This is a genomic window from Phenylobacterium sp., from assembly GCF_965229015.1.
In the GTDB taxonomy this organism is placed as follows: Bacteria; Pseudomonadota; Alphaproteobacteria; order Caulobacterales; family Caulobacteraceae; genus Phenylobacterium.
The window spans coordinates 200,067-224,343 of sequence record NZ_CBDDIM010000002.1 but is presented as its reverse complement, the minus strand read 5'-3'; the positions used below and the strand labels follow the sequence as shown (position 1 = coordinate 224,343).

The window sequence follows — 24,277 nt, the reverse complement described above, 5'->3', positions numbered from 1 at the left end:
AGCGGGCGCATAGGAGCAGCGGGACGCTAGTAAGGACTTCCGCATGACGCCTCCGGACGAGCGGCTCGAACAGCTGCTGAACACCCCGGACCTGGCCGGCGTGCTGGAAAGCAGCAGCTTCCGCCAGTTCCTGGACCAGGTGCCGATCGCCATCGCGGTGGCCGAACTCGAGCCGGCCGAGCACATCGTCTACGCCAATGTCGAGTTCGAGCGCCTGACGGGCCGCGCGGCCGCCGACCTGGAGGGCCAGGTCTGGACCACCCTCTCGGGCCAGGCCGCCGGGGCGCAGGACGGACGCCGGTTCAGCGACGCCATCACCGAGGACCAGGACTTCATCGGGGCCTTCGACCTGACCGCCGCAGATCAGGTCCAGACCGTCGACGCCTGGTCCAACCTGATCCAGGACTCCGGGGGCGCCCCGGTGTTCCGCATGCTGGCCCTGGTGGAGGCCGCCCGCCGCGGCGAGCTGGACCTGAGCGAGTTCGAGCAAAGAATTCATGACAAGGACGTGCAGCTGAAGGAGCTGCAGCACCGGGTGGGCAACAATCTCCAGATGATCACCGCCCTGATCCGCATCGAGGCGCGCAATGCGCCCGAGAACGCCAAGGACGAGCGGTTCGCCCGCCTGGCCGGCCGGGTCGAGGCCTTGGGCCTGCTCTACCGCTCGCTGTCCGAGGAGGGCCACGGGGAGAGCATCGACCTGGGGGTCTATCTGAGCCAGGTCGCCTCGGCGGTGATGAAGGCCCATGCGGTGGAGGGCATCCACCTGGACCTGCAGGTGGACACCTGGCCGGTCTCCATCAATGTCGCCATGCCCGCCGGCCTGGTGGTCAACGAGCTGCTCACCAACGCCCTGAAGCACGCCTTCAAGGGCCGCGAGGGCGGCACCATCAAGCTGCGCAGCCTGGTGGACGAGACCGGGTGCCGGGTGATCGTCGCCGACGACGGGGTGGGTCTGGGCCCCGGCGAGGTCTGGCCCCGGGCCGGCAAGCTCAGCGCCATGATCGTCCAGTCCCTGCGACAGAACGCCAAGGCCCAGGTCGAGGTGGAGCCCAATCCCGGCACGGGCCTGCGGGTGAGCGTCTTCTTCGCCCGCGCCGACGCCGCCCCGGAAGCCTGAGCCTTCAGGGGGCCACGGCCTTGCCGCCGGCCTTGTAGACCGTGCCGCCCTTCATCACGAATCCGACCCGCTCCAGGGTGGTGACGTCGGCCAGGGGGTCACCGTCGACGGCGATGATGTCGGCGTAGCGCCCGGCCTGGACCGAGCCGATGTCCTGGGCGTCGCCGATCAGGTCGGCCGCGCTGGCCGTCGCCGCGGTGATGGCGTCGGAGGGCGTCATGCCGGCCTTGACCATCAGGGCGAACTCCTGGGCGTTCTCGCCGTGGGCCGACATGCCGAAGGTGTCGGTTCCGAAGGCGATCTTCACCCCGGCGGCATAGGCGTCGTGCAGGTTCTTCACCATCACCGGCACCACCTTGAGCGCCTTCTCGGCGGTGGAGGGGTTGAGCTGCTCGGGATGGGTCTTGGCCCGGTCATAGACCTTGGCGCCCACCAGCATGGTGGGGACGAAATAGGTCCCGTGGGCCTTCATGATCTTGTAGCTCTCGGCGTCGGCGAAGGAGCCGTGCTCGATGGAGTCGACCCCCAGGGCGGCGGCCTTGTCGATGGCCAGCTTGCCGTGGGCGTGGGCGGCCACCTTCATGCCCAGCGCATGGGCCGTCTCGATCACCGCCTTGATCTCGTCGTCGGCCATCAGCTGCAGGTTGGGATCGTCGCCGATGGACATCACCCCGCCGGAGGGCAGGATCTTGATCAGGTCGGCGCCCTGGCGCTGCAGGGTGCGCACCACGCGCCGCGCCGCCTCGGGGCTGTCCACCAGGTTGTCCTTCCAGCCCGGATGCTCCAGCTCGGGATCCAGGCCGTTGGCGGCGTCGCCGTGGCCGCCGGTGGGGCTGATGGGGGCCCCGGAGGTCCAGATGCGGGGGCCGGGGATCTCGCCGGAATTGATCGCCTTCTTCAGGGCCACCGTCACGCCGGTCTCGCCGCCCACGTCGCGCACCGAGGTGAAGCCCGCCAGCAGGGTGGCCCGGGCATAGTTGGTGGATTCGATGGCGGTGTCGTAGCTGGTGAGGGTCACCGCGTTGCGGATCGGGTCACCCTTGTGGAAGCCCGCGGTGATGTGGTCGTGGGTGTCGATCAGGCCAGGCAGGACGGTGCCCGCCTTCAGGTCGATGACCTCGGCGCCGGGGGGCGTGACATAGCCCGACTGCACCCCGGTGATCCGGTCGTCATGGATCAGGATGGAGACCTCGGCGCGCGGCGCCTTGGAGACCCCGTCGATCAGCCGTCCGGCGTGGATGACGATGTCCTTCGCGGACGCGGGCCCCGCGCCCAGGACCAGGGCCGCCGCGGCGACGTTCGCCAGCCATTGGATACGCATGAAGTCCCCTCACGAAGCTTTGCGGCGAAGCTAACGAGGACGGTGTCCCGGCGCTAGTCGGCGCGTTGGAACCGCGCCTTCAGATGCGGCCAGGCCCAGCGACCGAGATGGAAGAGGACGAAGGCCGCCGCCAGGACCACGGCGGCGACCACCACGCGGTGCTCGACGTTCTTGTAGCGGCTGAAGGTGGTCTCGATGGTCTGGCCGAACCAATAGCCCAGGCCGGTGAACACCGTCGCCCAGGCCAGGGCCGAGGCCGCGTTCAGCAGGGCGAAGGTCAGGGAAGGGATCTGGGTGACCCCAAGGGCGATGGGGCTGACCATCCGCAGGCCGAACAGGTAGCGGAAGGCGAAGATGTAACTCACCGGATAGCGCTCGATGAAGCCGAGCGCCTTGGCGAAGGCCGGGGTCTGGGCGGTGCGGATCACGAAATTGGTGCTGCGGAAGCGGCGTCCGGCCAGGAACAGGGCCTGGTCGATCAGGCAGGAGCCCGCCGCGGCGCAGGCCAGCGCCATCCACAGGGTCACCAGGTGCTGGTGAGCCAGGAAGCCGCCGGCGATCACCGCGGCCTGCCCCTCGAAGGCGGCGCCCAGGAAGATCGCGATAGGTCCGTAGGCGACCAGCGCCTGCTGCAGATCGCCCATGGGCGAGACGTCTTTCTACCGATACCGGATCAAGGCTTCCTGGGTGGCCGAGGCCACCAGGGCGCCGTCGGGCCCATAGATGGACCCGCGGTTGAAACCCCGGCCGCCAGAGGCCGAGGGACTGTCCTGCACATAGAGGTGCCACTGGGAGAAGTCGCTGGCCTTGTGGAACCAGAGGGCGTGGTCGAGGCTGGCCACCTGCAGACGGCCGGAGTCCCAGTCCACCGCGTGGGGCCGCAGCGACACGTCCAGCAGGGTCATGTCGGTGCCGTAGGCCAGGGCGCACTGGTTGAGGACCACGTCCTCCCCCAGGGAGACGCGGGCGCGGAACCAGCACATGTCGGAGGGCTCGCGCACCTGGGCCACCCCGTGGGGAGAGGGATCGACGGGGCGCACCTCCACCGGCCAGATGCGGCGGCTGGCGGGATCCAGGCCCGCCTTGGCCCGCAGTTGCTCCTCGTTGAGCAGGGTGTCGGGATCCGGCGCGGCGGGCATGTCGAACTGGTGCTCGAAGCCCTGTTCCGGGATCTGGAAGGAGGCGGCCAGGTTGAAGATCTGCTTGCCGTGCTGCAGGGCCACCACCCGGCGCACCGCGAAGGTGCCGCCGTCGCGCACCCGCTCCACCTGGAACAGGATGGGGACCTTGGGGTCGCCCGGCCGCATGAAATAGCCGTGCATGGAGTGGCAGAGCCGGCCATCGTCGATGGTGCGATAGGCCGCGGCCATGGCCTGGGCCACCACCTGGCCGCCGTAGATGCGACTGCCGGCGCCGGGCGGGGTCTGGCCGCGGAACAGGTCCAGCTCGATGGGCTCCAGCTCCAGGATGGAGACCAGTTCGGAGACCTCGCCCATCAGAAGCTCACCGGGGCGAGATCCTTTAGGCGCGGGGCGACCTTGTCCTTCTCCGACAGGCTGGCGCCGGCGAAGTCAGGCCAGTCGATCCCGATATCCGGATCGTTCCAAAGCACCGCGCCCTCGGTCTGCGGCGCATAGAGGCCGTCGACCTTGTAGGCGATCTCGGTGTCGGGGGAGAGGGTGCAGTAGCCGTGGGCGAAGCCGCGGGGCACGAAGAGCTGCTCGCCGCCCTCGGCGGTCAGGGTGGCCGAGACCCAGCGGCCGTAGGTCGCCGAACCGGGGCGGATGTCGACGGCCACGTCGAGGATGGACCCGCGCAGGGCCCGCAGCAGCTTGGCCTGGGGGTGGGGCGCGGTCTGGAAATGCAGGCCGCGCACGGTGCCGGCCTCGGCGCTGAAGGCGTGGTTGTCCTGCACGAAATCGATGTCGAGCCCGGCGTCGGCGAAGGCTCGACGGCTCCAGGTCTCCACGAACCAGCCCCGCGCATCGCCATGGCGCTTGGGCGTGATAAGCAGGACCTCGGGCAGGGCGAGCGGCGTAATCGTCGTCATGGCGCCTCAATTGGACGGAGTGACGCTTGCGATGGCGCGGGTTGGCGGCAAAGACAAGTCCTTGACGCCCGCCGTCAGCATCATCGTGGTCGCCTATCAGAGCGGCCGCCACCTGGAAACCTGCCTGGCGGCCCTGGAGCGCCAAGGCTTCACCGACCACGAGATCATCCTGCTGGACAACGCCTCCAGCGACGGCGCGCCGCAGGCCGCGGTCGCCGCCCATCCGGGGGTGAGGTTCGTCGAGGCGGGCGAGAACCTGGGCTTCGCAGCGGGGGTCAACCGGGCGGCGGGCCTGGCGCGGGGCAGGTGGATGGCCCTGATCAATCCCGACGCCTTCGCCGACCCCGATTGGCTGGAGACCCTGATGGCGGCGACGGAGACCTGGCCGCAGGTGAAGTGTTTCTCCTCCCGCCAGCTGATGGCCGACGACCCCGGACGGCTGGACGGACTGGGGGACGTGATGTCGGGGGCGGGCTTCCCCTTCCGGGGCGGCTATACCGGCGCCGATCCGGGCCCGGTGGCGCCCGGCGAGGTGTTCTCGGCCTGCGGCGGGGCCATGCTGGTGGCGCGGGATTTCTTCCTGGCGCTGGGCGGCTTCGACGAGCGCCTGTTCTGCTACTGCGAGGACGTCGACTTCGGCTACCGCATGCGGCTGATCGGGGAGCCGACCCTGGTGATCCCCACCGCCGTGGTGCGGCACGTGGGCTCGACGGCGTCCGGCGGGCCCCGGTCGACCTTCGCGGTCTTCCACGGCACCCGCAACCGGCTGTGGGTCTATGTGAAGAACACCCCGCCGCTCCTGCTGTGGCTGACCCTGCCCCTGCACCTGTTCACCACCGCCCTGCTCTTCGTCCGCCACGCCGACCGCCACGAGTTCCGCGCGCCCTGGCGAGGGCTGATGGCGGGGCTGAAGGGTCTGGACGTGGCGCTCGCCGCCCGCCGCGAGGCCCAGGCGACCCGGACGGTGAGCTCCTGGGCCATCGCGCGCGCCATGACCTGGAACCCGCTGGACCTGTTCCTGCGCCGGGTGGTGATCAAGCGGCGGTAGGACCTTCGTTCACGAACGGCGCGAACAAAACAAGTGTCATCCCGGAAAGCGCGCAGCGCTTGTCCGGGACCCAGACGCGCGGGATTTTCAGGATGGATCGGTGAGTATGGGTCCCGGTCTTCCGCTACGCGGAAACCGGGATGACACACTGGGGAAGCGGCTCGTTCTTGTTCGTGCCATTCGCGAGGTTCGTGGTTTCCCTCATTCATTCCCCCGCCGCGGCCCACTCCACCAGGCGTTCCATGAAGGCGCCGCCGCGGTCCATCTGGACGGCCTCGACATATTCGTTGGGCTGGTGGGCCTGGTCGATGGAGCCCGGGCCGCAGATCACGGTGGAAAATCCGGCCTGCTGGAACTGGCCAGCCTCGGTGGCGAAGGCCACCACGCGGGGCGGGCCGTTGTCGCCGGTCAGCCGGCGGGCGAAGACCTCGGCGGCGCTGTCGGGCTCGGGCGCCAGGGGCGGAGTGGCGGAGCGGCGCTCGACCCTGACCCCCGCCTCGGGGGCGCGGGCCTTGAGCTCGGCGTCGAGGGCGGCGGCCTGGGCCATGAAATCGGCCAGCACGACGTCGGGATCCAGGCCGGCCGGATAGCGCAGGTCGAACTGGAACACGCATTCGCGCGCCAGGATGTTGCCCGCCGTGCCGCCGTTCACCAGGCCGATGGTGAGCGTCGCCTGCTTGGGGGTGAACAGGGAGGCGGGGTCGGCCTCCCGCTCCAGCTTCGCCGCCAGGTCGCGCAGGGCGGCCATCAGGGGCACGGCCTCCATGATCGCCGAGACTCCCAGCTGGGTCTGGCTGGAATGGGCCTCGTGGCCGTTGACCGTCACCCGGTGGTTGATGATGCCCTTGTGGCCGCGGACGGCCTCCATGTTGGTGGGCTCCCCCACCACCACCAGGGCCGGGGCCGGCAGCTCGGCGCCGATCAGGCGGATCAGGTCGGGCGCCCCCAGGCAGCCGATCTCCTCGTCATAGGAGAAGGCCAGGTGGACCGGCTTGCGGGGGTTCGCCGCCACCAGGTCGGGGACGGCGGCCAGGGCGAGCGCCAGGAAGCCCTTCATGTCGCAGGTCCCGCGCCCATAGATGCGGCCGTCGGCCTTGGGCGTCAGCCTGAAGGGGTCGGTGACCCAGGGCTGGCCGTCCACCGGCACCACGTCGGTATGGCCCGACAGCACCACCCCGCCCGGGATCATCGGGCCGATAGTGGCCAGCAGGTTGGACTTGGTCCCCTCGGGATTGGGCGCCCGGCGGTGGGGCACGCCATGGCCGTCCAGATAGGCCTCCACCCATTCGATGAGGGCGAGGTTGGAGAGGTGCGAGGTGGTGTCGAAGGCCACCAGGGTCGCCAGGATGTCGAGGGCGCGGGACGTCAGGGTCATGGGCCACCCTAGAGCGCAATCCGAGGAAGTGGACACCGGTTCGTCGGAAAATTGCGCGACAAGCCAGGAAGCTAGAGCGCCGCTCCGATTCAATCTGAGCGGATCACGCTCTAGCCTTGGGCCGCGACGGGCTCCACCCCGCCGGCGCGCGCAACTGAGCGTGAGCGGCTTGACGTCCGTCCGGTGATCAAGCCTTAGGCAGGGCCATGATCCTGACCCTCGCCTGCCCCGACCGCCCCGGAATCGTCGCCCGCGTCTCGGCCTTCCTTTTCGAACGCGGCGGCAACATCCTGGACGCCCAGCAGTTCGACGACGAGGAGACCGGCCGCTTCTTCATGCGGGTGGTGTTCGACGCCGGCCGCGAGAGCGCCGAGAGCCTGCGCGACGCCTTCGCCCCCCACGCCCAGGAATTCGGCATGGACTGGACCCTGCGGGGGGCCAAGGACAAGAAGCGGGTGATGATCCTGGCCTCGCAGCAGGACCACTGCCTGGCCGACCTGCTCTATCGCTGGCGCCGCGGCGAACTGCCCATGACGCTCGCCGCCGTGGTCTCCAACCACGCCGCCGACACCTACGCCCACCTGGATCTGTCGGGCGTGCCCTTCCACCATCTCCCGGTCGCCCGCGACACCAAGATGGAGCAGGAGGCCGCGCTCTGGAAACTCATCCAGGACACCGAGACCGAGCTGGTGGTGCTCGCCCGCTACATGCAGGTGCTGTCGGACGGCCTGGCCGCCAAGCTGGAGGGCCGCTGCATCAACATCCACCACTCCTTCCTGCCGGGCTTCAAGGGGGCGCGGCCCTATCACCAGGCCCACCAGCGCGGGGTGAAGGTGATCGGCGCCACCGCCCACTACGTCACCGCCGACCTCGACGAGGGCCCGATCATCGAGCAGGACGTCGAGCGCATCAGCCACCGCGACACGCCGAAGGACCTGATCCGCAAGGGCCGCGACATCGAGCGCCGGGTCCTGGCCCGCGCCGTGCGCTGGCGGCTGGAGGACCGGGTGCTGCTCAACGGGAGCAAGACGGTGGTGTTCACCGACTGAGGGGGCGCTGCGCGCCCAAGCGTGTCATCCCGGTTTCCGCGGCGCGCGGAAGACCGGGACCCAGACGCGCGGAGCCTGCCGGAGAGGCCGGTGCGTATGGGTCCCGCACTTCCGCGGCTTCGCCGCTGCATGCGGGATGACACTTGAGGATGAAGCCGCCCCCGGTTCGGGCTCGACCTTCTTCTCAGCGCAGCAGCTTCATCGACTCCAGGTCCAGGGCGTGGGCGCTGTGGCGCCGGGCCATGGTGAGGAACATCTGGTCGCCGCGGTCGGTCTGCTTGGTGCTGACCGAGGCGAAGATGGCGGTGAAGACCCCGTGCAGCAGGTAGTGGCGGTAGGCCGTCCAGGCCTCGTCCCAGCTGTAGGTCACGCCGTAGCGGGAAAGCGCCTCGAGCCAGCGGCGCAACAGGTCGCGCTCGTGGCGGCGGCGCTCCTCGGTCGGCAGGCCCGCGCCGATGAAATAGGCCACGTCCTGCACCCCCGGCCCCTTGGCCGCGGTCTGCCAGTCCAGCACCGCCAGGGGCCAGCGGCCGCCCTGGGGCTCGAACAGCATGTTGTCGAGGCGGAAGTCGGCGTGCTGCACGGTGGGTGGGGTCTGCGGACCCGAATAATAGCCCGCGAGATTGTCGGCGAAGTCCTGGCAGAGGGCCATGTATTCCGGCTCCAGGGCGCCCTCGTAGCGCTGGCGGAAGGCGGCCATGATCCCGCCGAACATGGCCACCAGGGCGGCGGGGTCGAGCATCTGGCGGTTGAGGAACTCCACCTCGTCCAGCCTGGGATCGGCCCAGCGGGGGCCGTGCAGGGCCGCGGCCTCGTCCATCACCGTCTGGGCGTCGGTCAGGGAGCAGCCGGTGAGCTGGTTTCCGCCGCGGGCCGGACCCATGTCCTCCAGCAGCAGCACGAAGTCGCTGGTCTCCGGGTCGATGGCCGCCACGAAGGGGCGCGGGGTGCGGATCGCCACGGTGTGGGCGATCTCCTGATAGAAGCGCACCTCGTTCAGATAGAGACCGATCTGGCCGCCGGTGGCGCGGCTGACCGGATCGGCGGAGGGGAACTTGCCCACCAGGCTGGCCGGGGCGCCCTCGACGGGCTTTGCATAGGCCAGGTTGAAGCGGACGCTTTCCCCCAGCATGCCGTCCCCCACCTTCTCCGTGATGAAGCCCTCCACCTGGGCGGCGACGCCGGCGCGGTTGAGGGCGGCGGTCAGCCAGGCGGGGTCGATGGCGGCGGGATCGGTGACGATGGGGAGCTCGCTCACGCCGCGGGCCCCAGGGTGTGGACATAGACCTCGTTGCGGCCGATGCGGTCGCCGTCCATCAGCACCAGGTCGAAGCCGCGCAGGGCCGGCGTCGCCGCATCCCCGATCGTGCAGTACCAGCGGCCGCAGAAGCCGCCCTTGATCTCCCAGACCGCCTCGGCCTCGTAGCGCATGGGCGGGGTCATGCCGAACAGGCCGCACAGATAGGCGCCCAAGGCCTCGTGTCCGCGGATGCCCGCGGCGGTCTGCTGGTCGAAATAGAGAGTGTCGGGCGCATAGAAGCCCAGCAGGGCCTCGACGTCCTTGGCGGTCCAGGCCGCCAGCCAGCGTGTGTTGAACTCTTCCATCAGGCCTCTCCCAGGACGCGGGCGCGGTGTTGCGGGGTGAAGACGTCGGGCGGCAGCATTTCCGGTCCAGCCATCACCGCCAGGGTGTGGGCCCGCAGGGAGGGATCCTGCAGGGCGCGTTGATGCAGGCTCTCGCGCCGCGCGCGGGGGCCCTCGCCGAACTCCGCCTCCAGGGCCGAGACCAGGCCCGCGGTGAATCGCAGCCGGCGCAGGCGCTCGGCCCGCTCCTGCCCATAGGGGGTGAAGTCGGCCTTGGCCCAGTCGGGGCTGGCCTTGAGGATGTCGGTCACCAGGCGCACGTCGCGATAGGTGATGGAGAGGCCCAGGCCGATGATCGGGTCGTTCCAGCCGCCGGCGTCCCCCACCAGCACCGCGCCCGGCGCGAAGGGCTCATCGGTCCAGGCGTCGTTGTTGAAATAGGCCAGCAGAGGTCCCGCCGGGGTGGCGCGGGCCAGGTGCTCGTTGTCCGGCGAGCAGGACATGCGGAAGGCCTCCAGGAAGGCCCGCGGCCCGTCGGGACCGGAGAACCGCCGGCGCTGGTCGAGGCTGAAGGCGCCGTAGAGCCGCGCCCGGCCGGCCCCTTGCGGGAAGGCCAGGAAGGAGAAGTCCCCCTCCACCCCGATGGCCTGGACCTTGTCGTCCCAGCCCGGCGCGCCCTCCACCAGCAGGCCCGCGAACATGTGGTGCGGCGCGTCCTGGTGCAGGACGATGCCCAGGCTCTCGCGGACCATGGAGGCCCGGCCGTCGGCGCCCGCCAGCAGGCGGGCGGTGGCGGTGGTCTCGACGCCGTCCTGGCGGAAGGTGACGCTGGGCGCCGCCCCGGCGCTCACCGACATCACCTGCACCCCGCGCCGGGCGTCGACGCCGCGCCGCATGGCCTCGTCGAACAGGGTCTGGCAGTGGTGGGGATGGCCGATGCACAGCGGACCCGGCACGTCGGGGGCGAAGACCCCCAGCGGGATCGGCGTCGACCGCGCGTCCTCCGGATCGCGGTTCTCGTCATAGGAGATGTGGGTTTCCAGGTGGTGCCCGCCGGCGCCCACCAGCAGGTCGTAGAGCCCCAGGCGCTTGACCTCGGTGACGCCCCAGGGCGCGATCCACTCGCCGCGCACCTTGTCCTCGTAGGCCAGCGACTGTTCCAGCAGCAGGACGCGGGCGCCCGCCTGCGCCATGACGGCGGCCAGGGCCGAGCCGCCGATACCGCCGCCGACAACGATCAGGTCGTAGTCCATGCGCTGCTTCCGTCCCTTGGCCGGCGCTCTGACGGCGCGGCTCCAAGACCGATCTCAGCAGGCTTCCTTAGGGGATGACAAGGGCGTGTCGGACGGCCAGCAGGCCGAGCACGGCGACCAGAACCCCCTGGCCCGTCAGGATCAGGCCCAGCTCGCGGGCGAAGGGCTGCTTGCGGGTCTTGTGGCGCAGCAGGCGCTGGGCCGCCACGGCGCCCAGGCCGCCGCCCAGGGCCGCCAGCCCCAGCAGGGTGGCCTCAGGGGTCCGCCTGCGGCCCGCGGCGGCGGCGCGCTTGTCGGCGGCGAAGACGGCGAAGGCGGTCAGGTTGAGCACCGCCAGATAGGTGAGGATGAAGGTCAGCACGCCGGCAGTCTGGCGCCACAGGCTTAGCGGGACGTTCACCGGGGCCTAAGCATTGCCCGCCATGCTGGCGTCCGAAGAACCGGGGCGGAGGGCGCCATGTCGATAGCCTTGGGCGAGACCGCGACGCACGCGGCGGCCGCGACGCCGCGCCGCCACCTGTGGGGCCCGGTGGCCGACTTCCTGCTGCTGGGGGGCGGGTCGCTGCTGGCCTTCCCGGCCCTGTTGCTGCTGCCGGCCGAGCGGGTGGCCGCGCCCCTGGCGGCGGCGATGTGGATGCTGATCAACGTCCTCAACCACCCGCACTTCGCCCACTCCTATCAGATCTTCTACCGCGACTACCCGGCCAAGGCCTTCTCCGGGACCCACGCGCCGGCGCTGCGCGGCCGCTACATCTTCGCCGGCCTGATCGTGCCTCTGGCCCTGGCGGCCTTCCTGGCCACCGCCCTGACGCGCGCGGACTCCCGCCTGCTGGGCTTCGGCGGCAACCTGATGGCCTTCTTCGTGGGCTGGCACTACGTCAAGCAGGGCTACGGCATGCTGATGGTCGACAGCGCCCTGAAGAAGAGCTTCTTCGGCGCGATGCAGAAGAAGGTGTTCCTGGTGAACGCCTATGTGGTCTGGGCCTTCTCCTGGCTGAACGCCAACCACTTGGTGAAGGTGACCCACCTCTGGGGCCTGGACTACTACGCCCTGCCGGTCCCGCAGGCCCTGCTGGCGGTCGCGGGCCTGGCCGCGGCGCTCACCACGGCGGCGACCCTGGTGGTGATGGGACGGTCCTGGAGGACCCTGCCCTGGAACGGGGCGGCGGCCTACGCCGCCAGCCTCTACGCCTGGCTGGTCTTCATGCGCATCAACCCCCTGTGGCTGCTGGTGATCCCGGCCTTCCACTCGCTGCAGTACCTGGCGGTGGTCTGGCGCTATCAGGCCGGTGTGGAGCGCGCCAAATCGTTCAGGTGGAAAAGCGGCCTTGGGATATTCGTGGCCTCAGGCCTGGTCCTGGGCTTTGTCGGCTTCTGGGGCCTGCCCAACCTGATGGACGCGGTGATCCCTTACGACCACGCGGTGTTCGGGCCCACGGCCTGCCTGTTCGCGGTGTGGATCTTCATCAACATCCACCACTTCTTCCTGGACAACGTCATGTGGCGCCGGGAGAATCCCGACACCCGCAGGCATCTGTTTAGCTAGGCCGTTGCGCTAGCCCTGGGCGACCGAGCCGGGGCCCGGCAGGACGCCGATCAGCTCGATCTTGAAGATCAGCACGCTGTTGCCGGGGATCTCGCCGCCGCCCGCGCCCTCTTCGCCATAGCCCAGGGCCGGCGGCACATAGAGCACCCATTCGTCGCCGGGCCGCATCAGCTGCAGGGCCTCGATCCAGGCCGGGATCAGGGCGTCCAGCGGCATGGCGGCCGGCACGCCGCGCTCGTAGGAGCTATCGAACACCTTGCCGTCCAGCAGCTTGCCCTCGTAGTGGACCTTCACCTCGTCGCCGGGATGGGGGCGAAGCCCGTCCTTGGGCCCCGAGCGGACGATCTTGTACTGCAGGCCCGAGGGCAGGGTGACGACGCCGGGCGCCTTGGCGTTGGCGGCCAGGAAGGTCGTGGCGGCGCCGAGATTGTCGGCGGCCTTCTTGTTCGGCCCGCAGGCGGCCAGGGCCATCAGGGCGAAGGCCAGGACGATACGCTTCATTGCAATCTCGCTTCTCAGACCGCGCGGGGCGGGTAGCCGCTCTCGCGCAGGGCGTCCATGATTTCCTGGGTGTGCTGGGCGTCGCGGGTCTCGATCATGATGTCGAACTCCGCACCCTTGGCGGGCACGTCCAGGGCCAGGCGGTTGTGCGCCACCTCGACGATATTGGCGCCCATCTTGCCGATCAGCACCGAGACGGTGCCCAGCAGCCCCGGCCGGTCGTCGCCGATGATGCGCAGGGAGACCAGCCGCTGTTCGCGCACCAGCTCGCGGGTCAGCACCGAGGCCAGCAGCCGGGTGTCGATATTGCCGCCGGTGATGATCAGCCCGACCTTCTTGCCGCGGAACTTCTCCGGATAGGCCAGCAGGGCGGCCAGCGAGGCCGCGCCGGCGCCCTCCACCACCGTCTTCTCGACATTGCAGTAGAGCGCGATGGCCCGCTCGAAATAGGGCTCCTCGATCAGCAGCACGTCGTCGATCAGCGGCCGGGCGATGGCGTAGCTCTCCTCGCCCACGCTCCGGACCGCGATGCCCTCGGCGATGGTGGCCCCGCCGGTGGCCGCGCCGACGCCGCGCATCTTGGCGGTGAAGGAGGGGTACATGGCCGGCTCGACGCCGTAGATCTCGACCTTGGAGTTCAGCGACTTGGCCACCGTGGCGCAACCGGCGATCAGGCCGCCGCCGCCTATGGGGATGGGCAGCACCTCCAGGTCGGGCACGTCCTCGAACATCTCCAGCGCCACCGTGCCCTGGCCGGCCATCACCTTCACGTCGTTGAAGGGGTGGACGAAGACCAGCTCCCGCTCAGCGCACAGGGTCTTGGCGAGCGCGGCTGAGTCGTCATAGGTCTCCCCGTCCAGGACCACCTCGGCCCCGAAGGCGCGGGTCTGCTGCACCTTCACGAAGGGGGTGTTGCGGGGCATGACGATGGTCACCGGGATGCCCAGGCGCGCGGCGTGATAGGCCAGGCCCTGGCTGTGATTGCCGGCCGAGGCGGCGATCACCCCGCGCTTGGCCTCATTGTCGGAGAGCTGCAGCAGGGTGTTGAGCGCGCCGCGCTCCTTATAGGCGGCGGTGAACTGCAGGTTCTCGAACTTCACCCAGACGTCGGCCCCGGTAATCTCCGACAGCGTCCGCGACTGGCGGCAGGGCGTGCGCTCGATGCGCCCCTTCAGCCGCTCGGCGGCCGCGCGGATATCGTCGATGGACAGGGTCATGATCAGGCCAGGGGTGGAAAAGGACGCCACCTCTAACGAGGGCGGGCCCTCACGGCAACGTCAGCGAAGGCCGCGCAGCACGTCCATCCGCCGCATGGCCTTGCCGGGCAGGGCCGACATCTTGCCCAGGGGCAGGGCCTCGGCGGCGGCGCGGACCCCGTAGGCGGCGTGGCGGACCAGGGCGGCCGGCGCGACCCCGCCGACGAAGCCGTGGGTGACCCAGACGCCGGCGTTGGCCAGTTCGCGCTTGAAGCGGTAGTCGCCGGGACCCAGGTCCAGGCGCGTATAGGGGGTGGCGTCCATCCAGCGCAGGATGTCCTGGAACAGCAGGATCCCCGGCGAATAGCGCTCGAACTCCGGGTCGTGGGCGATCAGCCAGCCGTGGATGGTCTGCTTGCCGTGCAGGTGCAGGTGCACGGCGGCCAGGCGGTCGCCGAAGTGCAGGGTGAACAGGGCCGCGCCGAAGTCGGGATCGCGGCGCTCGAACAGGTCCTGCATCAGCCGCAAGGTCCAGCCGGCGTCGAAGATGTCGGTCTGGCCGGTGGCGTCGAGCTGGGCGCGCTTCCAGGCCACCAGCTGGTCGAAGTCGGCCTGGCTGCGGGAGAAGGGGGTGAAAACGGCCGGGCCGATCTCGCGCTCGACCTTGCGGCGCTTCTTGTCGCAATCCTTCAGCACCGAGGTCCCGGCCTCGCGGCGGGCGGCCTCATAGGCTTCGTATCCCTCGGTGACGTCCACCACGTGGGACAGGTCGCGGCCCCGGGCATAGGGGGCGAAGACCGCCTGGGCCTCGATCATGTGGCAGAAGTCGAAGCGCTGGACCCCGAGCGCCTGGATCATCTTGCGGATGTCGATCCGGGCGCCGGGCTCGGCCACCAGACCCTGGTAGTCGCACATCGGCGCCCCCACCGGCATGGCGGTGAGGTGGCCGACCCGGACCGGCAGGAAGGCGACATCGCGGCCGTCCTCCACCGCCACGGCGACGCGGACCTGGCGGGAGGTCTGGCGCTGGACGCCGGCCACGGCGCGGGCCCAGTCGGGCGACAGGAAGGGGCTGTCCAGGGTGATGTCGGTGGCCTGCAGGGCCGCCCAACGGGCCAACCGCTGCGCCGTCATGTCCTGCGGACGGAGGACTTCGATGTGCAAGACGGCCATCCCGAGGCGGCGAATACGCGACTACAGGACGGCGAACTTAACCAAGAAGTCTTTCCGCGAAGTTGCCGGAAGGGGCCGAATGCAACTTCCGCGAACGGCAAGTCATCCCAGGGTTCAGAGCAGCTCGCCGCGCCCCCGGGTCTTCAGGACGTCGACGGCGGCGCGCACCGAGGCGGTGGACTCACGCCGGGTGACCAGGACGACCCCGTTCTCCACCACCACCACCAGGTCCTCGACCCCGGCCAGGACCACCACCGGCCCGTCGGTGCGGGCCAGACTGCGGGCCGAGCCCACCAGAACCACGTCCCCGTCGGCGACATTGCCCTCACCGTCCTGGGCCGAGCCCTCCCACAGCGCGTTCCAGTTGCCCACGTCGCTCCAGCCGATGTCGGCGCCCACGACGCTGGCGCGGGCGGTCTTCTCCATGATGGCGGTGTCGATGGCCTCCGACGGCGCGGTCAGGAAGTCGGGCGACAGCGCGATCAGGTCGCCGCGCCGCGCGGCCTTGGCGACCCCGGCCTCGGCGGCCGCCGAGATGGCGGGCGCCAGCCTGCGGCACTCCTCGAGGAAGGCGGCGGCGCTGAACATGAACATGCCGGCGTTCCAGCCATAGTCGGGATCGGCCACGAAGCGCTTGGCGGTCTCAAGGTCCGGCTTCTCGACGAACTGGGCGACCTTGCGCACCGGGCCGTCGCCGGCCCCGGCGCGGATATAGCCGTAGATGGTCTCCGGCCCCGTCGGCTTGAGGCTGAAGATCACCACCTCGCCGGCCTCGGCGGCCGCCCGGCCCGCCTCCACCGCGCGGTGCATGGCCGGGACATCGGCCACCAGGTTGTCGGCGTGCAGCAGCAGGAAGACCCCCTCCGGATCGATCTCGGCGGCCACGGCGGCGGCAGCCACCGAGGCCGCGGCGGTGTTGCGCGGCGCCGGTTCGGCGATCAGGGCCCGGGGCGTGATCCCCACCTCCCGAAGTTGGTCGCGGGTCAGGTCGGCGTGGGCGGCGGCGCAGACGACGATGGGCGGATTGAACATCTCGCCGGTCACCCGCAGGGCCGTGGCCTGGATGAGGGTCTCAGCGCCCCCCAGCCGGTGGAACTGCTTGGGCTTGGCCTGCCGCGATAGGGGCCAGAGGCGCGTGCCCGCGCCACCCGACATCAGGATGGGCGTGATCTTTCCGCTCATGGCGCGCGCTCTAGGCCGCTTCGGCCGGCGGGTCGAATTCGGAGACCAGGTGGCCTGGGGCCACCTCCTTCAGCTGCGGCACATAGACCTGGCCCAGCGGGTCGGCCGAGAGCCGGGAGGGCAGGAAGCGCAGGGCGCTGCGCGGGTCCATGGGGCTGGGGGGCTCCCCCGACAGCTTCAGCCGCTTGCGGGCCCGTTCGCGCACCGGATCGGGGATCGGCGCGGCCGAGAGCAGGGCCTGGGTGTAGGGGTGGTGCGGATGGGCGTAGATCTGCTCGCGGTCGGCCTGCTCCATCACCCGGCCCAGATAGAGCACCATGACCCGGTGGCTGATCTCGCGGACCACCGCCAGGTCGTGGCTGATGAACACCATGGCCAGGCCCATCTCCTTCTGCAGCTCGATCAGCAGGTCGATGATCTGGGCGCGGATGGAGACGTCTAGGGCCGAGACCGCCTCGTCGCAGATCACCAGCCGGGGCTTGAGGATCATGGCCCGCGCGATGCCGACCCGCTGGTTCTGGCCGCCGGACAGCTCGTGCGGATAGCGGTTGATCAGGGCCGGCGGCAGGCCGACCTTGGCCATCATGGCGGCCACCTCGGTGTCCCGCTCGGCCCGCTTCAGCTCCGGCTTGAACACCTGCAGGGGCTCGGCGATGGAATCGCCGATGGTCATGCGCGGGTCGAGGCTGGCCAGCGGGTCCTGGAAGACGATCTGCAGATCGCGGCGCGAGGCGCGGACGGCCTCCTTGTCGGCGCCGGTGATGTCACGGCCCAGCAGGGTGACCGCCCCGCCGGTGGCCGGGATCAGGTTGATGACGGCGCGGGCCAGGGTGGACTTGCCGCAGCCGCTCTCCCCCACCACGCCGAGGGTTTCGCCCTCGCGCACCTGGAAGGAGACGCCGTCGACGGCCCGCAGGTTGCGCTTGGCGCCGAAGACACCCTCGTGGATCGGGAACCAGACCTTGATGTCCTTGCCCTCCACCACGACGGGAGCGTTGGGGGCGACCGGCGACAGGGTCGGGCGGCCGCCGCGATCGGAGCGGTCCAGGCGCGGGATCGCGTCCAGCAGGGCCCGCGTATAGGCGTCCTTCGGGGCGGCGAAGATCGCCTCGGCGCCGCCCTCCTCCACATAGGCCCCGTCCTTCATGACGCAGACCCGATCGGCGAGGCGGGCGATAACCCCCATGTCGTGGGTGATCAGCACCATGGCCGTGCCGGTCTCGCGCTTCAGCTCGTCCATCAGGTCGAGGATCTCGGCCTGGACGGTGACGTCGAGGGCGGTGGTGGGCTCGTCGGCGATCAGCAGGGCGGGCGAACCGGCCATGGCGGCGGCGATCATCACCCGCTGGCGCATGCCCCCCGACAGCTCGTGCGGATATTGGCGCAGCCGGCGGGCGGCGTCGGGGATGCGCACCCGGTCCAGCCAGTCCTTGGCGTGCTTGGTCGCCGCGTCCCCGGACATGCCCAGGTGCAGGCGGAGGGGCTCGGCGATCTGCTCGCCAATGCGGACGTGGGGGGTCAGGGCGGTGAGAGGGTCCTGGAAGATCATGGTCATCTTCGACCCACGGATCTTGTTGAGCTCCGACGGCTTCAGGTTCAGCAGCTCGGTCCCGAGGAACCTGGCCGAACCGCTGGCCTGGCCGTTGCGGGCCAGCAGGCCCATCAGGGCCATGAAGGTCTGGCTCTTGCCCGAGCCGCTCTCGCCCACCACACCCAGGGTCTCGCCCCGGGCCACGTCCAGGGAGACCCCGCGCACGGCGTTGACCACCCCATCATGGGTGGCGAAGTCGACCCGGAGGTCCTTGATGGAGAGAACGGGCGATGCGTCGGCCAAGGCGACCTCGGAAACTGGAAGGGACGCGCGACCATAGCCGGGGCGATGTGTCGGCGAAATGGCGAGCTTACGAAAGCTTAAGGCCGACCCCCGCGACAGGAGCCGGGTCTTGGCGCTAAGGTGGCGGCGTGAGCGCGCCTGACCCGTCCCCCCGCCCCGCCCTGTTCCTCGATCGCGACGGGGTGCTCAACGAAGACCCCGGCTATGTCTATCGCTGGGAGGACTTCGTCTGGATTCCAGGCGCCCGGGAGGCCATCGCCGCCTTCAACGCCGCCGGCTGGTGGGTGTTCGTGGTGACCAACCAGTCCGGGGTCGGCCGCGGCTACTACACCGAGGACGACGTCCGGAAACTGCACGCCCAGATGAGCGCGTCGCTGGCCGAGGTCGGCGGCAAGGTCGACGCCTTCTACTACTGTCCGCACCACCCCGAGGCCGCCGACGAGATCTATCGGCATCCTGACCCGCCGGGTCGCAAGCCCAATCCCGGCATGCTGCTGCAGGCCATCGCCGAGTGGCCCGTGGACCTGACCCGCTCCGTCATGGTGGGGGACAAGGACGGCGACGTGGAGGCCGGCCGCCGCGCCGGGATCCGCGGACTGAAGTTCACCGGCGGCGACCTCAAGGCCTTCCTGGAAGGGGAGCTGACATGACCGCGATGATTGAGGTTCGCGGGGTGGTCTATGACTACCCCTCGGCCCGCGCCCTGCACGGGGTGTCCTTCGACGTCCAGGCTGGCGCAGTCCTGGCCCTGGTGGGCCCCAACGGGGCCGGCAAGTCGACCCTGATGCGCTGCATCGCCGCCCTCGACGTCCCCACCGAGGGGACCATCGCGGTGGCGGGCCTCGACGTGGAGACCGACCCCCGCGGGGTCCACGCCGCCATCGGCTACCTGCCCGACTTCTTCGGCCTCTATGACGAGCTGTCGGTGCGCAAGGCCCTGACCTACGCCGCCCGCTCCCGGGGCGTGTCGGTGGCCGACACCCCGGCCGCCGTCGAGGCCGCCGCGGCCCGGGTGCAGCTGACCGACCGCCTGGAGGCCCGGGCCGGCGAACTGTCGCGCGGCCTGAAGCAGCGCCTGGCCATCGCCCAGACCATCGTCCACCGTCCCCGCGTCCTGTTGCTGGACGAGCCCGCCGCCGGGCTGGACCCCGAGGCGCGGCGCAGCCTGTCGGACCTGATCCTGTCCCTGTCGCGCGAGGGCATGACCATCGTGGTCTCCTCCCACATCCTGGCCGAGCTGGAGGACTACTCCACCCAGATGCTGATGATCCGCGACGGCGCGGTGGCCGGCGGCGGGGTGCTGGCGGCTGGCGCCGGGCATCGCGACGGGAGCCGGGTGGAGGTGGTCTTCGCCGAGACCCCGGACGACCTGGGCGACCGGCTGGTGGCCCTCGGCGTCACCGTCGAACGGCTGGAGGGCGACGCCGCCACCCTGGTCCTGGCCGACGGCGAGGACGACTCGGCCCTGCTCGCGCAGTTGATCGGGGCGGGCCTGAAGGTCCGGGCCTTCCAGGCGAGCCGCAAGACCCTGGAAGACGCCTATCTGGCGGAGGTGGCCCGATGAACCCGGAGTTCCAACGCAATCTGTGGCTGGAGGCCTCGCCCCGCCGCGTCGCCTGGGCCGCGGTCACGCTCATCCTGATCTATGGCGCCACGGCCCTGCTGGCCCGCGACTCCGGCGGCGGGCCCTTGCCGGCCCTGGCCGGGGTGGGGGGCTTCGTCTTCCTGATCTGCGGCGTGATCTGGGGCTCGCGGGCCGCCGGCACGGCGGTGCTGGCGGAGATCGCCGACCGCACCTGGGATTTCCAGCGGCTCTCGGCCCTGACCCCCTGGGCCATGACCTGGGGCAAGCTGCTGGGGGCCTCGAGCCTGGCCTGGCTCTGCGCCCTGACAGGGGTGGTCCTGATGGCCGGGCTGATGCTGGTCCAGGGCCAGCCGGGCGCCCTGTGGATGCTCGCCTTCCTGATCGCGCTGGCCCTCCTGCTCCAGGCCGTCAGCCTGGGGGCCGCCCTGATCGGGGTGCGCAAGGCCCGCGCCGAGGGCCGGGTGGCCCGCGCCGGCGGGGTGATGGGCGGCCTGATCCTGGGCCTCTTCCTGCTGAGCGTCGTCGCCGGCTCCTCCGGCTTCCAGAAGGGCGCCGGCCTGGCCGGGATTCCGGCCTTCCTCTACGCCCGCGGCGAGGTCACCTGGTGGGGCCAGGTCTTCCCCGCCGTCGGGTTCCGGACCCTCGCGACCCTGGCCTTCGCCGGCTGGGCCCTGGCCGGCGCCTGGCGGCTGATGCGGCTGGAGCTGCAGATGAAGAACGCGCCGGTGGTCTGGCCGGCCTTCCTGATCTTCCTGGCCATCTTCCTCGGCGGCTTCGCCTATGCCGGGGGCGGACTGGCCGCCGCCCTGCTGGTGGGGGCCCTCGCCGTGGCGCTGGCGGCCTATGCGGCGGCCTTCGCCGAGCCCGCCGACCGGGTGCGGCTGCGCCAGTTCGCGGGCGCCCTGGGCAAGGGTGATCTTGGCCGAGCCCTTCCCCTGACGCCCGCCGCCATCGCCCCCTTCCTGCTGGCCCTGCTCCTGGTGGCGGCCGCCTTCATGGTCGGCGGCGCCGGTTCGGCCTTCGACCAGGGCCCCGACCCGGCCCAGGCCGCGGCCCTGATGGCCTTCATCCTGCGTGACCTCGGCGTCATCGCCCTGTTCCGCTTCGGCCCCCGGCCCCAGCGCGGCGACTTCGGCGCGGTGGTGGCGCTCGCCCTGCTCTACGCCGTGGGCGGTATCGTGGGGGCGGTGATCAGCCCCGGAATCGGCCAGGCCCTGTTCGTGCCGCTCTCGCTGGCCCCCTGGGCCAGCCTGGCCTCGGGCCTCGCCCAGGCCGTCGTCGCCTGGGCCCTCGCCTGGCGGCGGATCAAGGCGCCGGAAACGCGTAGTTCATAGATCCTCCCCCAGCGCGCCAGCGCGATGTGGGGGAGGTGGCGCGGACCGCAGGTCCGTGCCGGAGGGGGATCAACGTAGTTGACCCCGACCGCCCAAAGACAAGAGTCAAAGTCCCCCTCAGCCGGCTTCGCCGGCAGCTCCCCCAGTGGGGGAGCATCTTCGGTTTAGCGCCCCTCCATCTGGGCCAGCATCCGTTCCAGGGTCTCCAGCTCGTCGGCCTCCCCGGCGGGCTTGTCCCAGCGGATACGGTGGATGCGGGGGAAGCGCATGGCGACCCCGGACTTGTGGCGGGTGGAGCGCTGCAGGCCCTCGAAGGCCACCTCGAACACCAGGCCGAAATGGGGCTCGGCCTTCACAGAGCGGACAGGGCCGAACCGCTCGATGGTGTTGTCGCGAACGAACTTGTCGATCAGCTTCAGCTCCTCGTCGGTGAACCCGAAATAGGCCTTGCCCACGGGGGTGAGCGCCCGCTTGCCCTCGACCTCCGTCCAGACCCCGAAGGTGTAGTCGGAATAGAAGCTCGAGCGCTTGCCGTGCCCGCGCTGGGCGTACATCAGCACCGCGTCGATCAGGAACGGGTCGCGCTTCCACTTGAACCAGGGTCCCTTGGGACGCCCGGCCTCGTAGATCGAATCCCACCGCTTCAGCATCAGCCCCTCGGCGATCTGCGGGTCGCCGGGCGGGGGTGAGGCGCGAAGGGCCGCCAGCTCCGCCCAGGTCTCGAAGGGCTGCAGGGGCGACAGGTCGATGCGCGGGGTGGCGAGCCGGCCGACGAAGGCCTCCAGCCGGACCCGGCGGTCCCTGAAGGGCAGGACCCGGGTGTCCTCGCCGGCCTCGGCCAGCAGGTCATAGGCGCGGATGCCGGCCGGGTGCTTCGCCATCAGCTTGGCGTCCACCGTCTTGCGGTTCAGCCGCTGCTGCAGGTCGCCGAAGCTGGCCACCCCGTCGTCGCCCATCACCAGCAGCTCGCCGTCCAGGGCGCCTTCGAAGTCCAGGACCTGGAGCACGTCGGGAAACGTCTTTGAAATGTCGTCGCCGTTGCGGGTGTAGAGGCGGCGCACGCCCTCCTCGTTCACCGCCTGGACGCGGATGCCGTCCCACTTCCACTCCGCGGCATAGTCGGCGGGGTCGAGCTTGCCGAAGTCGAGCGCCTCGTCGATGGCCTGGGCCAGCATGGTGGGGCGGAAGCGGCCGGGCGAGTCCGGGCGCGGCCGGTCCGAGCGGCCCTCCAGCCAGGAAAACAGATCCTCGTAGGGCGGGTGCAGGGCGTGCCAGACCTCCTCCACCTCCGACACCGGCACGCCGCCCAGGTCGGCTGTCGCCTGCTTGGCCAGGCGGGCCGAGACCCCGACGCGCAGGCCGCCGGTCATCAGCTTCAGCAGCGCCCAGCGGCCGGTGGGCTCCAGGGCGTCCAGCCAGCCTTCGATCAGCCGCTGCACCTCGGCCCGGGTGGCGCCGCGCAGGGCGTCGATGACTTCGGACAGCTCCGGTTCGCGATTGGCGCCCGGCCGCGCCGGCCAGACCAGGGCGACGGTCTCGGCCAGATCCCCCACATAGTCGTAGGACCAGCGGAACAGCAGCGGGTCCATCCGCTCCTCCACCGCCTTGCGGATGAAGGTGGGCTTGGCGGCGGCGAAGCTGAGGTCGCCGGTCAGGGCCGCCAGCGCCCAGCCCCGGTCGGGGTCGGGCGTCTCCCGCAGATAGTCGCGCACCAGGGTCAGCTTGGCGTTGCGCGACGCCGTCAGCGACAGGCGGTCCAGGAGTTCGGCGAAGGCGCGCAAGCTAGCCGTCCTCCTCGTCGTCGTCATAGCCGACGAGGGCCAGGGCCCGGGCCTTGATGTCGTGCAGCTGGGCCCAGCGGGCCAGGGCCTCCTCGCGGCCGTGGGTGATCCACAGCTCGCCGGGACGCAGTTCGTCGACGGTGGCGGTGAGCTCATCCCAGTCGGCGTGGTCGGAGATCACCAGGGGCAGCTCGGTCCCCCGCTGGCGGGCGCGGGCGCGGACCTGCATCCAGCCCGAGGCGAAGGCCTGGACCGGATCGGGGAAGCGCCGCGACCAGCGGTCCTGCAGGGCCGACGGCGGGCCGATGACGATGGCGCCGGCGAAGTCCTGCTTGGTGGTCACGGTGGCGGGCGAGAGCGGGCCGAGGTCGATCCCGTGGTCCTCGTAGAGGCGGTTCAACCGTTCCAGGGCGCCATGGACGTAGATGGTCTTGTCCCAGCCCGCCTCCCGCAAAAGGCGGATCACCCGCTGGGCCTTGCCCAGCGCATAGGCGCCCACCAGATGCGAGCGTTCCGGGAACTGGGCCACCGAACGCAGCAGCCGGGCGACCTCGCCCGAGTCCGGCGGATGACGGAACACCGGCAGGCCAAAGGTGGCCTCGGTGATGAAGACGTCGCAGGGCACGGGTTCGAAGGGCGGGCAGGTGGGGTCGCGCCGGCGCTTGTAGTCCCCCGACACCACCATGGTCAGGCCCTTCCACTGGACCACCGCCTGGGCCGAGCCCAGGACGTGGCCGGCCGGGACCAGAGTCACCTCCACCCCGTCGCGATGCACGGGTCGGCCAAAGGCGGCGGCCTCGCTCGCCCCGGCGAAGTCGGCGCCATAGCGCTCGGCCATGATGGCCAGGGTCTCGGGCGTGGCCAGCACCGCCCCGTGGCCGGCGCGGGCGTGGTCGGAGTGGCCGTGGGTGATCACCGCCCGGTCCACCGGCCGGGTGGGGTCGATGTAGAAGTCGCCGGGCGGGCAGTAGAGGCCGGCCGGGGTGGGGCGCAGCAGGGCTTCGGGCTTGATCATCCGGGCCGCCGGCTCATGGGAAGCTCCACCTTACAGAGTATTCATATTGTGAAATCGGCGTCATGACCAAGACTTAACGAGTATTCGCGAGGGGCCGCTCCTATACCCCCGCTCGAGACGAACGCGCCTCCCCGCGCTTCGCTCCGAACCGAAAGAAAATGCCATGTCTCACCCGTTCAACCTCGGCCGCGCCAGCGGCCTCGCCACCCTCCTGATGGCCGCCCTGCCCATGCTCGCCATCGCCCTCGTCGCGCTCACCACCGGGTTCACCGCCGCCTAAACCTTCCCTTGGGTCGTCCTTGACCCTCGGGCGGGCCTGGCCCAAACCGA

At 70.5% G+C, this 24,277-nt stretch carries 23 protein-coding genes; 7 read left to right on the top strand and 16 right to left on the bottom strand.

Translation table 11 applies throughout. The features are described from left to right. Positions 1-43: 43 nt before the first annotated feature. Positions 44-1,120 carry a sensor histidine kinase gene (locus ACO06I_RS17275; protein ID WP_421933859.1) on the top strand — a complete coding sequence of 359 codons (1,077 nt, stop codon included), beginning with the start codon at positions 44-46 and terminating at the stop codon, positions 1,118-1,120. Between the two features lie 4 nt (positions 1,121-1,124). On the opposite strand, the gene ACO06I_RS17270 is transcribed toward ACO06I_RS17275, so the two are convergent. From ACO06I_RS17270 to rfbC, 4 genes are read right to left on the bottom strand one after another with little or no spacing between them, the layout of a single operon-like run. Next, positions 1,125-2,441, bottom strand: coding sequence for an amidohydrolase family protein (locus ACO06I_RS17270; RefSeq protein ID WP_421933858.1), 1,317 nt, complete (start codon positions 2,439-2,441; stop codon positions 1,125-1,127). 53 nt (positions 2,442-2,494) lie between these two features. Continuing rightward, entirely contained in the window at positions 2,495-3,085 is a 591-nt protein-coding gene (locus tag ACO06I_RS17265; protein ID WP_421933857.1) for a DedA family protein, read from the bottom strand. A gap of 15 nt (positions 3,086-3,100) precedes the next feature. Then, positions 3,101-3,937 (bottom strand): acyl-CoA thioesterase, encoded by an 837-nt coding sequence (locus ACO06I_RS17260; RefSeq protein ID WP_421933856.1) that lies wholly within the window; start codon positions 3,935-3,937, stop codon positions 3,101-3,103. Further along, positions 3,937-4,491, bottom strand: a complete 555-nt coding sequence (gene rfbC / locus ACO06I_RS17255) for a dTDP-4-dehydrorhamnose 3,5-epimerase (protein ID WP_421933855.1) — start codon at positions 4,489-4,491, stop codon at positions 3,937-3,939. Before rfbC ends, ACO06I_RS17260 begins: the two co-directional genes overlap by 1 nt. A 61-nt stretch (positions 4,492-4,552) precedes the next feature. Here rfbC and ACO06I_RS17250 point away from each other — a divergent pair, with 61 nt between their 5' ends. After that, the gene (locus ACO06I_RS17250) at positions 4,553-5,539 is read left to right on the top strand and encodes a glycosyltransferase family 2 protein (RefSeq protein ID WP_421933854.1); all 987 of its coding nucleotides are present in this window, start codon (positions 4,553-4,555) and stop codon (positions 5,537-5,539) included. Positions 5,540-5,744: 205 nt separating this feature from the next. On the opposite strand, the gene argE is transcribed toward ACO06I_RS17250, so the two are convergent. Further along, positions 5,745-6,914: an acetylornithine deacetylase gene (gene argE / locus ACO06I_RS17245; protein ID WP_421933853.1), complete on the bottom strand. Its 1,170-nt coding sequence runs from the start codon at positions 6,912-6,914 to the stop codon at positions 5,745-5,747. Positions 6,915-7,120: 206 nt separating this feature from the next. Here argE and purU point away from each other — a divergent pair, with 206 nt between their 5' ends. Next, positions 7,121-7,963, top strand: a complete 843-nt coding sequence (gene purU, locus ACO06I_RS17240; protein WP_421933852.1) for a formyltetrahydrofolate deformylase — start codon at positions 7,121-7,123, stop codon at positions 7,961-7,963. A 184-nt stretch (positions 7,964-8,147) separates the two neighbouring features. Here purU and ACO06I_RS17235 read toward each other — a convergent pair whose 3' ends face one another. From ACO06I_RS17235 to ACO06I_RS17220, 4 genes are all read right to left on the bottom strand, one after another. Continuing rightward, entirely contained in the window at positions 8,148-9,221 is a 1,074-nt protein-coding gene (locus ACO06I_RS17235; protein ID WP_421933851.1) for a phosphotransferase family protein, read from the bottom strand. Continuing rightward, positions 9,218-9,568 (bottom strand): nuclear transport factor 2 family protein, encoded by a 351-nt coding sequence (locus ACO06I_RS17230; RefSeq protein WP_421933850.1) that lies wholly within the window; start codon positions 9,566-9,568, stop codon positions 9,218-9,220. Before ACO06I_RS17230 ends, ACO06I_RS17235 begins: the two co-directional genes overlap by 4 nt. Then, entirely contained in the window at positions 9,568-10,800 is a 1,233-nt protein-coding gene (locus ACO06I_RS17225; RefSeq protein ID WP_421933849.1) for an FAD-dependent oxidoreductase, read from the bottom strand. Before ACO06I_RS17225 ends, ACO06I_RS17230 begins: the two co-directional genes overlap by 1 nt. A 67-nt stretch (positions 10,801-10,867) precedes the next feature. Then, the gene (locus tag ACO06I_RS17220) at positions 10,868-11,200 is read right to left on the bottom strand and encodes a DUF1294 domain-containing protein (protein ID WP_421933848.1); all 333 of its coding nucleotides are present in this window, start codon (positions 11,198-11,200) and stop codon (positions 10,868-10,870) included. Positions 11,201-11,257: 57 nt separating this feature from the next. Between ACO06I_RS17220 and ACO06I_RS17215 the strand changes: the two genes are divergently transcribed. After that, positions 11,258-12,346, top strand: a complete 1,089-nt coding sequence (locus ACO06I_RS17215) for a hypothetical protein (protein ID WP_421933847.1) — start codon at positions 11,258-11,260, stop codon at positions 12,344-12,346. Positions 12,347-12,355: 9 nt separating this feature from the next. Here the strand turns inward: ACO06I_RS17215 and ACO06I_RS17210 are convergent, their stop codons facing one another. From ACO06I_RS17210 to ACO06I_RS17190, 5 genes are all read right to left on the bottom strand, one after another. Next, positions 12,356-12,847: an FKBP-type peptidyl-prolyl cis-trans isomerase gene (locus tag ACO06I_RS17210; RefSeq protein WP_421933846.1), complete on the bottom strand. Its 492-nt coding sequence runs from the start codon at positions 12,845-12,847 to the stop codon at positions 12,356-12,358. A gap of 14 nt (positions 12,848-12,861) precedes the next feature. Next, positions 12,862-14,064, bottom strand: a complete 1,203-nt coding sequence (locus tag ACO06I_RS17205) for a threonine ammonia-lyase (RefSeq protein ID WP_421933845.1) — start codon at positions 14,062-14,064, stop codon at positions 12,862-12,864. 60 nt (positions 14,065-14,124) lie between these two features. Continuing rightward, positions 14,125-15,216, bottom strand: a complete 1,092-nt coding sequence (locus tag ACO06I_RS17200; RefSeq protein ID WP_421933844.1) for a GNAT family N-acetyltransferase — start codon at positions 15,214-15,216, stop codon at positions 14,125-14,127. A 114-nt stretch (positions 15,217-15,330) separates the two neighbouring features. Next, positions 15,331-16,398, bottom strand: coding sequence for a mannose-1-phosphate guanylyltransferase (locus ACO06I_RS17195; protein WP_421933843.1), 1,068 nt, complete (start codon positions 16,396-16,398; stop codon positions 15,331-15,333). Positions 16,399-16,408: 10 nt separating this feature from the next. After that, entirely contained in the window at positions 16,409-18,232 is a 1,824-nt protein-coding gene (locus tag ACO06I_RS17190; RefSeq protein WP_421933842.1) for a dipeptide ABC transporter ATP-binding protein, read from the bottom strand. 128 nt (positions 18,233-18,360) lie between these two features. On the opposite strand from ACO06I_RS17190, the gene ACO06I_RS17185 reads away from it, so the two are divergent. The 3 genes from ACO06I_RS17185 to ACO06I_RS17175 are packed head-to-tail and all read left to right on the top strand — an operon-like array spanning position 18,361 to position 21,151. Further along, entirely contained in the window at positions 18,361-18,882 is a 522-nt protein-coding gene (locus tag ACO06I_RS17185) for a D-glycero-alpha-D-manno-heptose-1,7-bisphosphate 7-phosphatase (RefSeq protein WP_421933841.1), read from the top strand. Beyond that, complete coding sequence (locus ACO06I_RS17180) at positions 18,879-19,796, top strand: ATP-binding cassette domain-containing protein (protein WP_421933840.1); 918 nt, start codon at positions 18,879-18,881, stop codon at positions 19,794-19,796. Before ACO06I_RS17185 ends, ACO06I_RS17180 begins: the two co-directional genes overlap by 4 nt. Further along, positions 19,793-21,151 carry a hypothetical protein gene (locus tag ACO06I_RS17175; RefSeq protein ID WP_421933839.1) on the top strand — a complete coding sequence of 453 codons (1,359 nt, stop codon included), beginning with the start codon at positions 19,793-19,795 and terminating at the stop codon, positions 21,149-21,151. Before ACO06I_RS17180 ends, ACO06I_RS17175 begins: the two co-directional genes overlap by 4 nt. A gap of 164 nt (positions 21,152-21,315) precedes the next feature. On the opposite strand, the gene ACO06I_RS17170 is transcribed toward ACO06I_RS17175, so the two are convergent. Both ACO06I_RS17170 and ACO06I_RS17165 read right to left on the bottom strand, forming a co-directional pair. Then, entirely contained in the window at positions 21,316-22,959 is a 1,644-nt protein-coding gene (locus ACO06I_RS17170; protein ID WP_421933838.1) for a cisplatin damage response ATP-dependent DNA ligase, read from the bottom strand. Beyond that, positions 22,934-23,947, bottom strand: a complete 1,014-nt coding sequence (locus tag ACO06I_RS17165) for a ligase-associated DNA damage response exonuclease (protein WP_421933837.1) — start codon at positions 23,945-23,947, stop codon at positions 22,934-22,936. Before ACO06I_RS17165 ends, ACO06I_RS17170 begins: the two co-directional genes overlap by 26 nt. Between the last annotated feature and the right edge of the window lie 330 nt (positions 23,948-24,277).